Genomic DNA, 12677 nt, shown 5'->3' on the forward strand with positions numbered 1-12677 from the left:
CCGGTGAGGATCCGTCTTTCAGAACATGAAGACGCTTCGGCAGACCGGATTGCCGCGGCTCGGTACCATGCACCACATGTCCATCAAGTTCGAGAACGTCGGTATCGCCGTCCGTGACCTCGACGCGGCGATCGCCTTCTTCACCGACCTCGGGCTGACCGTCCTGGGTCGGGACACGGTCAGCGGCGAGTGGGCGGACACCGCCGTCGGCCTCGACGGCAACCACGTCAACATCGCCATGCTCCAGACCCCGGACGGCAGCGGTCGCCTCGAGCTCTTCGAGTACATCCACCCGGAGGCGATCGAGACGCAGCCCACCCGGCCCCACGAGATCGGGATGCACCGCGTCGCCTTCTCCGTCGACGACATCGACGACGCCCTCGAGATCGCCGCGCAGCACGGCTGTCACCCGCTGCGCGGGGTAGGGACCTACAGGGACGCCTACAAGCTCGCCTATGTCCGGGGCCCCAGCGGCATCATCGTGATGCTTGCCGAGGAACTGCACAGCCACTGACGACGGGTCGATCCGTACGTTGCCAGAGGTTCTCGGCCTGCTGCTCCCAGCCGGCTTTCTCGAGGGTGCCGGTCGAAGGGTCATCGGTGACGAGGGCGACGTCCTGCCGGGGGAGTCCACCTGAGAGCTCGACGACCTTGTCGCTCCGGATGGTGGAGCATCCACCGATCCAGTCGTCGGAGGTGGCGCCGACCTGGATCAGGCAAGCCTCGTGGTCGGCGCCCGAGGCCGGTCGCGCCGCGAAATAGGAATAGCCGTCGATCTCCCCCAGGTAGCGGGCGGAGTCGCCGGCGAACTGTTCATCGGACTGGATGACTTTCGGCACCGGTCGGGTGGAGGACTCGGAGTCGAGAACAGCGAGGCCGTGACCGGTGGAGGCGCAGGCTGAAGCGGCCAGGACGATCCCGAGCGCCATGCCTGCTGCGCCGGATCTTTCGGAGTTCATCATGAGACGTCTCCTCTGCTCCACTCAGCCTATGGGCGCCAGCTGCCCGCGCGGTCGCCGTGCTTCTGCACGTAGTCCTTGATGCCGGCAGTCACGCCCTTGCGCACCACCCAATAGAACAGCAGCAACGAGATGGTGAGCATGAGCAACGGGATGAGCAGTCCGAGGAGTGCTCCGAAGCCAGCGATGTCCGTCATGAGAAGTCTCCTGTCGTCCGGTCCTTCCACGTTATCGAGTGATGGCCGGTGCTGCTGTTCCTGGCCGCGGCAGGAGTGTCGTTCCGTATGAACGAACGCTGGTTCTTCGCACCAGACCGCGCGGGCAGGACCGTGCGGGACTCGAGCACGAAGCGTGCAGCGCCGGCCGTCCGCGGCGATCGCTCCTCCGGCGTCGGAATGGTCATGCTGCACGAACCGTCCTGACATGAGCCTATTCTCCGGCTGCGGCCGGGCCCGGTCGCCCGGCCCGGTGTGCTCGAGCGTCCGGGTCGTCCGGTCGCTGCGCACCGCCGGCCGTGCCGTGCATCCGGATCAGCCCGGTGGCGCCGTCGATGGTGACCACCTGGCCCTCGGTCAGCAGGGTGGTGGCGTCGGGCACGCAGATGACGGCCGGGATGCCGTACTCGCGGGCCACGGTCGGGCCGTGGGCGATCGTGGAGCCGGTCTCCGTGATGAGTCCGCCGAGGGTCAGGAACAGCGGGGTCCAGCCCGGGTCGGTGGTCGGGGCGACGAGGATGTCACCGGGCTGCAGCCTCGCCTCCGACGGGTGGTGGACGATCCGCACCGGCCCGGTCACGATCCCGGTGGCCGCCGGCTGGCCGATCAGCACGTCCGGCCCGTGCTCGGGCGCGGTGTCGTCGGGCAGGGCCTGGGGGTTCGTGCCGTCGGACAGCAGCAGGCCGGGGACCTGCCGCCGTCGGGCCTCGCGGTGGTGCTCCCGGCGCCGACCGGTCACCACCGCGCGCAGGTCCGCGCCGTGCGAGGCGTCGAGGGCCTCGTCCAGGGTCAGGAACATGATGTCCTCCGGCTGCTCCAGCAGGCCGCGCCCGGTGAGCTCGGCCCCCGCGGCGAGCAGCTGCCGGCGCACCTCGGCCAGCGGGGTCAGCCAGAGGAACTTCGGCAGCTCGCGCAGGCCGGCCAGATCCCGGCTGCGGCGCAGCATGGACCCGGCAAGGCGGGCCCGCAGCGGCCGGGTGCGCCTGGCGCGTGCGACGAGGTCAGCCAGGGCGGCCTCGGCCTCGACGGCGGCGCGGGCGAACCGGGCCGGCGGGGCCTGGTCCGGGTCGGTCACCTGCAGGTACCCGGCCAGGGCGGCGAACACGGGAGTGGGGTCGTCGGCCCACCGGGGGGAGCCGACGTCGATCTCGGCGCTGCCGCGGATCCCGTACTCCGCCAGGAAGGCCGACAGGCCGAACTCGGGCAGCTCGCCGCGCGAGAAGCGCGCGGCGAGCTCGTCCGGGGCAGCGCCGACCAGCAGATCGCGGTGCGGGCGGGCGGCCTCGGCCACGGACCAGAGCTTCAGGTCCATCTGGGTGGTGACGTTGTGGGGCATCCCGCGCAGGGTCGCGTTCAGCTCGCCGGGCTGCAGGATGCCGTCCAGCAGCCAGCCGGCCACCCCCTGGGCGATGAGCGCCGCCCACAGGGGCGGCAGGGAGCGCATCATCGGTCCGGTCATCGTCGCGTCCTGCAGCCCGGCGGCGGAACGGACCCTTTCCGCCGTGTCCGCCGGTTCGGTCCGGGGCTGCCGGCGGACCTGTTCGAGTTCGTGGAACGCGCGCTCGCGGGCGGCGGCGGGCCGGGCCAGGGCCCGCAGCGCGCCGAGCAGCGAGGCGGGGACGGTGGCCAGGAGCAGCCGCGCGGTCGCACCGGCGGAGAACACGCGCTGACCGGGACGGGCGGGACGGGGCGCGTAGCGGGGGTCGTCCAGGACGCGCCGCACGCCCCGCGCCACGGCCGGACCGTAGACCTGCACCATCTCGGGGACGCGGGAGTGCAGGCGCGGGCTGCGGACGAGGCCGGTGAGGTCCATGAACAGCCGGCCGCCGATCTCGACGAGGAACGGATCGACCACGGCGTCGTCGACGCCGATGATCTGCAGCCAGCGGCGGGTCGTCTCCCGCAGCACGGACACGCCCATGGGGGTGACCGGGCGCCGCAGGCCCTGCATGTGGCCGACCTCCATGTAGACCCGTGGGTCGCCCTGCACCGGGTCGGTCCCGGCCGGGAGCGGGAAGAGCGTGGTGATGGGCCGGGACTGCAGCAGCCAGAGCGTGCCCTCGGCGTCGTAGGCGAACTCGATGTCCTGCGGGCTGCCGAGGGCGCGCTGCACCCGCTGCCCGGTCGCCTGGAGCTCGCGGAGCTGGTCGGGGGAGAGGCAGCCGTGCTCCTGTGTCCGGGGGAGCGGACCCTGGCCGGGCAGGACGTAGTGGTCGGTGTCCATGGTGCCGTCCACGACTCCGGTGCCCAGCCCCGGGACCGCGTCGATGACGGTCTCCGTGCGGGTGCCGGTCAGCGGGTTGGCCGTGAACATCACCCCGGCGGCCGCCGGGGTGATCATGCGCTGCACGACGACGGCCATCGCGAGGTCGCCGGTCTCCAGCCCCTGACCGGCCCGGTAGGCGACGGCGCGCTCGCTGTGCACGGAGTCCCAGCACTGCCGGATGGCCTCGAGCAGTGCGTCCCCGCCCTCGACGTCGAGGACGGTGTCCTGCTGGCCCGCGAAGCTGGCGTCCGGCAGGTCCTCGGCCGTGGCGCTGGAGCGGACGGCGACGGGACCACCGCCGAGGTGCTCGTAGGCCGTCAGCACCGCCCGCTCGGGGACGGCGCCCGAGCGGTAGGCCTCGGTGGTCAGGCAGAACCCGTCCGGCACGCGCTCGCCGGCGGACAGGAGGGCTCCGAGACCGACGGCCTTGCCCCCGACGAGCGCGGTGGTCGCCGAGGTGATGTGGGCCAGGTCGATCACGTCCATGGGATGCCTCTCTGGTGCCCCGGGGCCGGCGGGAGGTGCGGAACGGGCAGCGCCATGGGGCGTCCGGTGGCCCGTTCACAGCCGATGATCCGGTCGGCCGGTCGGCAGGTCAACCTCCCCGTGCCGTGAGGAACCAGCGTGACGGCGCGGCGGTGCCGGTGGTCGACACGGACCGGTTCGGCCGACGTGGCCCGTGCCTCCACCCCGGTCGTTCCGGCCGGCCGCGCGGGGGAGTCCGCTCAGATCCAGGTGGTGAGCACGGGGACGGTGGTCGTCAGTCCCAGTGCCACGAAGACCGCCCCGGAGGTGAGCTCGATCCTGCGGGCCACGGTGGGACGGTTGAGCCAGGTGCCGGCGGTGTGGGCGGCCAGGGCCACGAGGAGCAGGTAGATCCCGATGGTGGCCGCCACCGTCCCGCCCATCACCACCACGACGAACAGCGCCCCGGCCCCGGGCGGGGTGAACTGGGGCAGCAGGGCCAGGAAGAACAGCCCGGTCTTCGGGTTGGTGAGGCAGCACACCAGCCCTGCGGCGAACGCCGATCGCGCCCTCGGCTCGGAGGGCTCCCGGCGGTCCGGGGCGGCGGTGACGGTCGACCCCGCGGTCCGTGCCAGGCCGACGGTCATCGGCACGGCGGCGGCCGGGGCGGGAGCGTGGGCGGTGATCGCCCGGTAGCCCAGGTAGAACAGGTAGGCGCCCCCGAGGATCCGCAGAGCCTGGAAGGCGGCCGGGGAGCTGTCCAGGAAGGCGGCCACGCCCACCGCGACCAGCCCCGCCCAGGCGAAGACCCCCACCGCGGACCCGGCGGCGGCCAGCATCCCGGCCCGGCGCTGCCGCAGGGCGTAGCCCAGGGTCAGGACGGTGTCGGGTCCCGGGGTGAGGGCCAGGACCACGGCCACGCCCAGCAGGGCCAGATAGCTCGAGGTGTCCACGGCAGCTCCTTGTCGGTCAGTGGTCCGCAGACCTCTACCGTGCCACCGCGTCACCCTTCAGCACCAGCAATGATTTCCGTGGTATTGGCAGGTGAAAGCGTACGATCGGGGCATGCTCGATCCGCACCGGCTCACCATCCTGCGCGCGGTCATCGCCGCCGGCTCGATCCACGCCGCCGCCCGGAACCTCCACCTGGCCCCGGCCACCGTCAGCCAGCACCTCCGCGCCCTGGCCCGGCAGACCGGGCTGGTGCTGTTCGAGAAGAGCGGCCGGGGCATCGAGGCCACCCCGGCCGCCCGGCACCTGTGCGAGGCCAGCGCGGAGACCCTCAGCAGCCTGGAACGCCTCGAGCGCACCGTGGAGGATCTGCGGCAGGGCCGGGCCGAGCAGATCGCCGTCGCCTGCTTCGCGTCCCTGGCCGAGGCCTGGATGCCCGGGGTGGTGCTCGCCCTGCGCGCTCGGTCCCCGGACGTGGTGGTGGAAATCAGCATCAACGAGCTGCACTCCACCGGAGGCCGCCGGGCCCCCGACGTCGACGTGCGCAACGAGTCCCTCGACGGGCCCCTCGTCCACCTGGAGGGATACCAGCGCCATGCCCTGCACGAGGAGGACTTCTGCGTGGTGCTGCCGGTCGACCACCCGCTGGCCGCACGCCCCGCGGTGACGATGGCCCAGCTGCGCGACGAGCCCTGGATCGACCACGACATCCACGACGGCCCCACCGGGCGCATCATCACCCGCGCCTGTCACGCCGCCGGCTACACCCCGCACTACGTCGCCCGTCTCGACGACCACCATGCGGCCACCAGCCTCGCCGCGGCCGGGCTGGGCATCACGGTGCTGCCCCGGATCGCGCTCGCCGGGCTGCCGGCGGCTCTCACCTCGAGGCCGCTGGTCGACCCGGCCGTGCACCGGCGCATCGTCGCCCACACCCACACCCGCACCCACCCCACCCGGGCGCGGCTGATCCACACGGCCCTGACGGCGCTGCGCGAAGCCGCTCGACGGAGCCGCCCGGCACCACCGGACGAGCACTGACTCCGCGACCGCTCGGACGGACTCCGTGCTCGCATCGCGCCCCCGACGCCGGACGCGGACGGCAGGACGCCCGCTCAGGGCTGTGCTCCGGTGCGCGTGTGGCGCAGCACCGGGCGCTTGGCCCGGGGGAGTCCTTCGACGACGAGCTCGTAGGCGTTCAGCACCAGCTCCTCGACGAGGTCCGGGGTGATCCCCGGGCCGGCGGCGAGGGAGATCCAGTGCTGCTTGTTCATGTGGTAGCCGGGGGTGATCGTGGGGAACTCCTGGCGCAGCGCCATCGCGTGCGGGGGCTCGCACTTGAGCGTCACGATCGGCTTCCCGGGTGCTTCCGTGGTCATCAGGAAGATCTTGCCCACGACCTTGAACACCTCGTGGTCCGGGCCGAAGGGGCAGGTGTGCGTCACGGCCGGCAGTCCGGCGGCCGCTTCCATGGCGATCTGCTGAAGTCTCGTCCCGTCCACGCCGCTGCTATCCGGGGGACCGGGGGTGGCGGACCTCGTAGCCGACCTGGACCATGCCGTTGTCGAAGCGGCGCTCCCGGAGGAGGCGCAGCTCCAGGGACAGCCCGTCGGGGAAGACCGGGGTGCCGCCGCCCACCGTGACCGGGCACAGCAGCAGCTCGACCACGTCGACCAGCCCCAGCCGCAGGGCGCTGCCGGCCAGGGTCGGGCCCTCGATCGTGAGGTCGCCGGACGCCTCGGACCTCGCGCGCTCGAGAGCCGCGGCGGTGAACTCCCGCTCGAGCCGGGTGCGGTCGGTCCAGGTCCGGCCGAGGGAGGAGGAGAAGACGATCTTCTCGGCGCGCTTCCAGGTCTCCGCGAAGCGCGCCGACTCCGGGGACCATGTCGCCGCGGACGGGTCGGTCTCCCAGACGGCCATGGTCTCGTACATGCGCCGCCCGTAGAGGTAGGTGCTGACCGGTGCCAGGTCGGTGGTCAGGGCGGCGACGACGGCCTCGTCGGGCACGGCCCAGGAGAAGCTGCCCTGCTCGTCCGAGTTGTAGCCGTCCAGCGAGGAGGCGACGGAGTAGATCACTTTCCCCATGCCCCCACTCAACCCGCCGGAGCCGCCCGGGCACAAGAGGGGCAGCGGATCCGAGGTCCGTCGTGCGTCCAGCGGCGGGTCGTCAGCCGTGCCCGTCCCGGTCCTCGCCGCGTCGGGTCGCCTCCGCTTGCGCGGCAGCACGCACGTGCGGGTCGGTGGCGTTGTCGGCCGCGTGGCGACGGTCGGCGGCGCTCAGGTGGTCGCTGCCGAGCGCGGCAGCCGCCACGTCGACGTCGCTGTGGTGCAGGGCGATGTCGAGCAGCTCCGCCGTGTCCGTCAGCTCCTCGACCCCGTCGGTGGTCCAGGCCTGGACCCGGCGTCGGTGGTCGGCCTCCTTCTGCGCCAGCTGCCGCATCAGCTCGCCCGTGTTGATCACAGAGGTGATGGGCTGGGAGTCGTCGTGCTTCGTCACAGTGTCCTCCTGGGGGTCCGTCCGTGGTCCTTCCATTCATAGCCCACGACGCCGTCCCCTGTGCTGAATCGGCCGTCACCGGAGGCGGAAAGGAGCCCCGCGGGCCCGGGGCCGCCGCGTCGCGGAGCCCCGGGCTGCGGTTCCTGCGAGACCAGCCGCTCCCGCGTGTCGTGCTCCGGCCCGGCGATCTCCCGCCGCCGCTTCACGGTCGCCCACTGATCGCCGGACCCAGAACAGGGGCCCTCCGCCCGCTCCGGGTGGCGGGGCCCCCGAAGTGGAAGAACGGTGCGGGAGTCAGCGGACTTCGCGGAGGGAGCCGTCGGTGACGTCGTAGACGAAGCCCCGCACGCTGTCCCGGTGCGGGATGAAGGGGTTCTCGGTGATCCGCGCCATGGACCGGCGGACGTCGTCGTCGGGATCGGTGAAGGACTCCGGCGACCAGGGCGGGCGCATCCCGGTGTCGGCCTCGATCTGTGCCGTGAAGGCGTCGTCGGTGAAGGTGAGCATGCCGCAGTCGGTGTGGTGGATGAGGATGATCTCCCGGGTGCCCAGCAGGCGCTGGCTGATGACCAGGGACCGGATCTCGTCGTCGGTGATCACCCCGCCGGCGTTGCGGATGACGTGGGCGTCGCCCTCGCTCAGGCCCAGCAGTCCGTAGGGGTTGAGCCGGGCGTCCATGCAGGCCACGACCGCCACCGGCAGGGCCGGGGGCATGGGCAGATCCCCCTTGGTGAAGGCGGCGGCGTAGGCTTCGGCGTGGTGCAGGAGGTCGTCGGTGGCGCTCATGGCGGGTCCTTTCCTCGGCGGGTGCGGCGGACCGCGTCCCGGGGGCCGGCTTCGGTCCCCGGTGTCCCCGGGCGCTGCGGTCCGACCCATCCGGAGCCGCCCGGTCCGCTCCTCACCCTAGGACCGGGCGTCGCCCGTGCACACCCCTCCCGTGGTCATCGTTCGCGACGCGGAGGCCGGTTCCGGGGCCCGGCGCTGCGACCGGCTCCTCACTCCGGACCGCCCCGCAGCACGTCCACGTGCACGTGGTCGAGGTGGCGCAGGATCTCGTTGCCGGGCTCGGGCGCGTCGTAGTCCCGCCACCGCCCCCGCGAGCTGTGCGCGCTCCAGAAGCGGTCGTCGAAGATGACGTACTGGACGTCCAGGTCCTCGGCGTGCGCGACCAGCCAGTGGGCCAGCAGCCACCCCTCGCGCCGGTTCTCCTCGGTCACGGGGCGGAAGAAGACGTCGACGGCGCGGCCGTCGTAGTGCGTCGACTCCTCGCCGTGGCCCTGGCCGACGCCGCCGGGGGCGAACCCGCCCAGACTCTGCTCTCCGAACACCTCGGTCATCGCTGCGCGCACCCGCTCGGCGCGCGGGGTCAGGCCGGTTGCGGTCAGCTGCTGCTGCGGCAGGTCGTCGGCCGCTGAGCCCCGGCAGCTCAGGCTCGCGCCGGCGTCCTCGGGTGGTCCGTCGGCCAGGCGCCGCAGCACCGCCGGGTCGAGGCCGGAGGTGTCCGGGGCCTCCACCCCGCGGGCGGCGAGCGCCACCGCGGTCGTGGCCCGCTTTGCCTCCTCGCGGTCGAGCCAGACCGCTCCGTCCGCGGTCTCGACGACGCACTCGGCACCCCAGGTCAGCCCGCCGTCTCCGGTGCGCAGGCCGCTGATCAGGCCGGGCCCGAGGAACACCAGTGCTCCCGCCAGCATCCCGAGCACGAGAAGCAGTGCGAGGAGCGAGCGCAGGGGGCGGCTCCGGTCCCGGTGCGCCGTGCCGGCGGTTCTGGCGGTTCTGGCGGCGATGATGCACCTGCTTCCGCTCGGGGTGTGGGGATGCCTGCTCCAGCACAGCAGGCGGACCTGGCGAGAACCTGCACGAGACGTGCAGGAAACCGGCTCGTGATCCCTTGACAGCCCGGTGTGATCCGTATCATGCTGGACCCCATGAACCTGTCAGACAGCCGGACAGCCGGACAGCCGGTGGAGCGCTTCAGTGCGGCGGAGGCCGTCTTCAAGGACCTGCTCGCGCAGATCCGGGAGGGGCGCCTCGCCGTGGGGGAGAGGCTGCCCTCGGAGGCTGCGCTGGCCCAGGGGTACGGCGTGAGCCGGTCCGTGATCCGCGAGGCGCTGCGCTCCTGCGCGGCGCTGGGCCTGACCGTCAGCCGCACCGGCAAGGGGACGTTCGTCGTCTCCCAGCGGGTGGCCGAGGACCTGGCCCTGGGCGCGTACTCGGCCCGGGACCTGCACGAGGCCCGGCCGCACATCGAGGTCCCCGCGGCCGGTCTCGCCGCGCGCCGCCGCACCGAGGAGGACGTGCGCTTCCTGCAGGACGTCGTGGCGGCGATGGCGGCCGAGGACGACCCCCAGGCCTGGGTCGAGCTGGACACCAGCTTCCACGCCGCCGTCGCCCGGATCAGCCACAACCGGGTGTTCGAGAAGGTCATCGCCGACATCCGCGAGGCGCTCTTCCACCAGTCCGAGACCCTCAACGTGGTGGCGGCCCGCCAGAAGCGCTCGGACGAGGAGCACCTGCGCATCTTCCACGCGATCCGCGACGGCGCGGCCGACGAGGCGGAAGCGGCCATGCAGGACCACCTCGCGGCCGTGCGCGGCGCCCTCGGCGCCATCACCGGCGAGTAGCCCGCCGGCCGTCCCGGCCGCTGTTCCGGCCTCCCCGGCCTCCGCCCGGGCAGCCGCGGTCCTCGCCCTGCTCGGCCGTCCTCCTGCCCTCGACCCTGCCCTCCGTTCCGCGCGGGGCGCCCTCCGGCGCCTCCCTCCGGCGCGCGCCCTCGCCCGCCCCGATCACCTCCAGCAAGGACCCAGCATGACCACCGCAGCCCTCGGGGCACCCCTGTCCACCGCCCGCCCGCAGCACGTGCCCGTCGCCGAACAGGTCCGCGACGGCGTCGTCGAGAGCGTCCACCACGGCTCGCTCGTGGCCACGGATGCCGCCGGGCGGATCCTGCTCGAGGCCGGAGACCCCCTGGCCCTCTTCTACCCCCACTCCTCCCTCAAGCCGCTGCAGGCGGTGGCCATGCTCCGCGCCGGCCTCGAGCTGCCCGGGCCCCTGCTGGCACTGGCCGCGGCCAGCCACTCCGGGGCGCCCCGGCACCGGGACGGCGCGCGCCGCATCCTCGCCGGCCACGGCGCGGACGAGACCGCCCTGGAGAACGTGCCCGACCTGCCGTACGGGCCCGCCGAACGGGCCGCCGCCCTGCGCGCCGGCGAAGGGCCCACCCGCTTGGCCCAGAACTGCTCCGGCAAGCACGCCGCCATGGTCGCCACCTGCCGGGTCAACGGCTGGCCCGTGGCCGGCTACACCGACCCCGGCCACCCGCTGCAGCTGCTGATCGCCCAGGTCGTGGCGGAGCTGACCGGCGAACCGCTGGGGCCCGGCAGCACCGACGGCTGCGGCACCCCCCTTCACGCCGTCACCCTCCGGGGTATGGCCACCGCCTTCGCCCGGCTGGCCTCCGCCGCCCCGGGCACGCCCGAGGCCTGGGTCGCGTCCGCCATGACCGGGCACCCCGAGCAGGTGGCCGGCGAGGGCCGTGACGTCACGGAGCTCATGCGCAGGGTCCCCGGTCTGCTCGCCAAGGACGGCTTCGAGGGCCTTCAGCTCGTGGGCCTGCCGGACGGGCGCGGTCTGGCCGTGAAGATCGCCGACGGCGCCGACCGCGCCCGGATGCCGGTGACCGTGCAGGCCCTGCAGCGGCTCGGGGTGGACCCCGCGGCGCTCGCCGGCCTGGGCCGGGTCCCCGTGCTCGGCGGGGGCCGCACCGTGGGGTCGCTGCACGCCGTCGCCCTCGCCGCCGCCCCCTGAGCCACTGCTCGCTGTCCCTCCCGCTCCATGAGAGACCGCCCTCGTCCCGCTGACCCACCGTCCCGCTGCCGTCCACCACCTCGTGATACCCGAGAGAACCGAGAGAACCATGACCGCTCCCGCCTTCCGCACCGAGCACGACCTGCTCGGCGACCGCCAGGTCCCCGCCGACGCCTACTGGGGCGTGCAGACCCTGCGCGCCGTGGAGAACTTCCCCATCACCGGCCTGCCCCTGGGCGGCCACGCCCACCTGGTGCGGGGACTGGCGGCCGTCAAGCTCGCCGCCGCCCGCGCCAACCACGAGCTCGGGCTGCTCGACACCGCCCGGGCCGACGCCGTCGTGGCGGCCTGCCAGGAGATCCTGGACGGGCGCCTCCACGAGCAGTTCCGCGTGGACGTGATCCAGGGCGGCGCAGGCACCTCCTCCAACATGAACGCCAACGAGGTGATCGCCAACCGGGCCCTCGAGCTGCTGGGCGCCGGCAAGGGGGAGTACTCCCGGCTGCACCCCAACGACCACGTCAACCTGTCGCAGTCCACCAACGACGCCTACCCCACGGCCGTGAAGATCGCCACGATCACCGGCGTGCAGGAGCTGCTGGCGGCCCTGGAGGTGCTGGAGGACGCCTTCGCGGCGAAGGCCCGCGAGTTCCGCACCGTCGTGAAGATGGGCCGCACCCAGCTGCAGGACGCCGTGCCCATGACCCTGGGCCAGGAGTTCGGCACCTACGCCGTGATGATCCGGGAGGACCGCCAGCGCCTCGCCGAGGCGAGCCTGCTGGTCCACGAGATCAACCTCGGGGCGACGGCGATCGGCACCGGGCTCAACGCCCCGGACGGCTACGCCGCCGCGGCCTGCCGCCACCTGGCCGCCGTCACCGGCCTGCCGCTGGTCACCGCCGTCGACCTCGTGGAGGCCACCCAGGACGTCGGGTCCTTCGTGCACCTGTCCGGGGTGCTCAAGCGGGTGGCGGTGAAGCTGTCCAAGATCTGCAACGACCTGCGGCTGCTCTCCTCCGGGCCCCGGGCGGGGCTGGGCGAGATCACCCTGCCCGCCGTGCAGTCCGGCTCCTCGATCATGCCGGGCAAGATCAACCCGGTGATCCCGGAGGTCGTCAGCCAGGTCGCCTACGAGGTCATCGGCAACGACGTCACGATCACCATGGCCGCCGAGAGCGGACAGCTGCAGCTCAACGCCTTCGAGCCGATCATCGTCCACAGCCTGCACAAGAGCGTCGCCCACCTCCGGGCGGCCTGCACCACGCTCACGGAGCGCTGCGTGCGCGGCATCACCGCCAACGAGGAGCACCTGCGCGCGTCGGTGGAGCACTCCATCGGCCTGGTGACCGCGCTGAACCCTCACCTGGGCTATGCCACGGCCACCGCGATCGCCCAGGAGGCCCTGGTCACGGGCGCCGGCGTCGCGGAGCTGGTGCGCGAGCGCGGTCTGCTGACCGCCGAGGAGCTGGGCCGCATCCTGCGCCCGGAGCGCCTCGCCAACCTCACCGTCTGACCCGTCC

At 73.1% G+C, this 12677-nt stretch carries 14 protein-coding genes; 5 read left to right on the forward strand and 9 right to left on the reverse strand.

All coding sequences use genetic code 11. From position 1 onward, the window contains the following. The first annotated feature begins 76 nt into the window (after window positions 1–76). The gene (locus tag H488_RS21955; RefSeq protein ID WP_031282369.1) at window positions 77–514 is read left to right on the forward strand and encodes a VOC family protein; all 438 of its coding nucleotides are present in this window, start codon (window positions 77–79) and stop codon (window positions 512–514) included. Here the strand turns inward: H488_RS21955 and H488_RS21960 are convergent. From H488_RS21960 to H488_RS21970, 4 genes are all read right to left on the reverse strand, one after another. Beyond that, window positions 477–962 (reverse strand): hypothetical protein, encoded by a 486-nt coding sequence (locus H488_RS21960; protein WP_017832239.1) that lies wholly within the window; start codon window positions 960–962, stop codon window positions 477–479. The genes H488_RS21955 and H488_RS21960 overlap by 38 nt on opposite strands. A gap of 26 nt (window positions 963–988) precedes the next feature. Next, complete coding sequence (locus H488_RS37350; protein WP_017832240.1) at window positions 989–1156, reverse strand: hypothetical protein; 168 nt, start codon at window positions 1154–1156, stop codon at window positions 989–991. Between the two features lie 232 nt (window positions 1157–1388). Beyond that, window positions 1389–3926 (reverse strand): PEP/pyruvate-binding domain-containing protein, encoded by a 2538-nt coding sequence (locus H488_RS21965; protein ID WP_017832241.1) that lies wholly within the window; start codon window positions 3924–3926, stop codon window positions 1389–1391. A 239-nt stretch (window positions 3927–4165) separates the two neighbouring features. Further along, the gene (locus H488_RS21970; RefSeq protein WP_017832242.1) at window positions 4166–4858 is read right to left on the reverse strand and encodes a LysE family translocator; all 693 of its coding nucleotides are present in this window, start codon (window positions 4856–4858) and stop codon (window positions 4166–4168) included. 112 nt (window positions 4859–4970) lie between these two features. Here H488_RS21970 and H488_RS21975 point away from each other — a divergent pair, with 112 nt between their 5' ends. After that, a complete protein-coding gene (locus H488_RS21975) occupies window positions 4971–5897 on the forward strand; it encodes a LysR family transcriptional regulator (protein WP_017832243.1) in 927 nt (308 codons plus the stop codon). 74 nt (window positions 5898–5971) lie between these two features. Here H488_RS21975 and H488_RS21980 read toward each other — a convergent pair whose 3' ends face one another. The 5 genes from H488_RS21980 to H488_RS22000 all read right to left on the reverse strand — a co-directional run bounded on the left by H488_RS21980 (window position 5972) and on the right by H488_RS22000 (window position 9044). Further along, window positions 5972–6328 carry an MmcQ/YjbR family DNA-binding protein gene (locus tag H488_RS21980; RefSeq protein WP_017832244.1) on the reverse strand — a complete coding sequence of 119 codons (357 nt, stop codon included), beginning with the start codon at window positions 6326–6328 and terminating at the stop codon, window positions 5972–5974. 37 nt (window positions 6329–6365) lie between these two features. Continuing rightward, window positions 6366–6941 (reverse strand): dihydrofolate reductase family protein, encoded by a 576-nt coding sequence (locus H488_RS21985; protein WP_031282373.1) that lies wholly within the window; start codon window positions 6939–6941, stop codon window positions 6366–6368. Window positions 6942–7023: 82 nt separating this feature from the next. Further along, a complete protein-coding gene (locus H488_RS21990) occupies window positions 7024–7353 on the reverse strand; it encodes a hypothetical protein (protein ID WP_017832246.1) in 330 nt (109 codons plus the stop codon). A gap of 294 nt (window positions 7354–7647) precedes the next feature. Next, window positions 7648–8139 carry a beta-class carbonic anhydrase gene (locus tag H488_RS21995; RefSeq protein WP_017832247.1) on the reverse strand — a complete coding sequence of 164 codons (492 nt, stop codon included), beginning with the start codon at window positions 8137–8139 and terminating at the stop codon, window positions 7648–7650. 209 nt (window positions 8140–8348) lie between these two features. Beyond that, window positions 8349–9044: a hypothetical protein gene (locus tag H488_RS22000; RefSeq protein ID WP_051063713.1), complete on the reverse strand. Its 696-nt coding sequence runs from the start codon at window positions 9042–9044 to the stop codon at window positions 8349–8351. A gap of 234 nt (window positions 9045–9278) precedes the next feature. On the opposite strand from H488_RS22000, the gene H488_RS22005 reads away from it, so the two are divergent. The 3 genes from H488_RS22005 (at window position 9279) to H488_RS22015 (ending at window position 12670) form a co-directional block, all read left to right on the forward strand. Further along, window positions 9279–9974: a FadR/GntR family transcriptional regulator gene (locus tag H488_RS22005; protein WP_031282375.1), complete on the forward strand. Its 696-nt coding sequence runs from the start codon at window positions 9279–9281 to the stop codon at window positions 9972–9974. 184 nt (window positions 9975–10158) lie between these two features. Continuing rightward, entirely contained in the window at window positions 10159–11157 is a 999-nt protein-coding gene (locus H488_RS22010) for an asparaginase (protein WP_017832250.1), read from the forward strand. Between the two features lie 109 nt (window positions 11158–11266). Continuing rightward, entirely contained in the window at window positions 11267–12670 is a 1404-nt protein-coding gene (locus H488_RS22015) for an aspartate ammonia-lyase (protein WP_017832251.1), read from the forward strand. Window positions 12671–12677 lie beyond the last annotated feature (7 nt).

The organism is Kocuria sp. UCD-OTCP (genome assembly GCF_000349605.1).
In the GTDB taxonomy this organism is placed as follows: Bacteria; Actinomycetota; Actinomycetes; order Actinomycetales; family Micrococcaceae; genus Kocuria; species Kocuria rosea.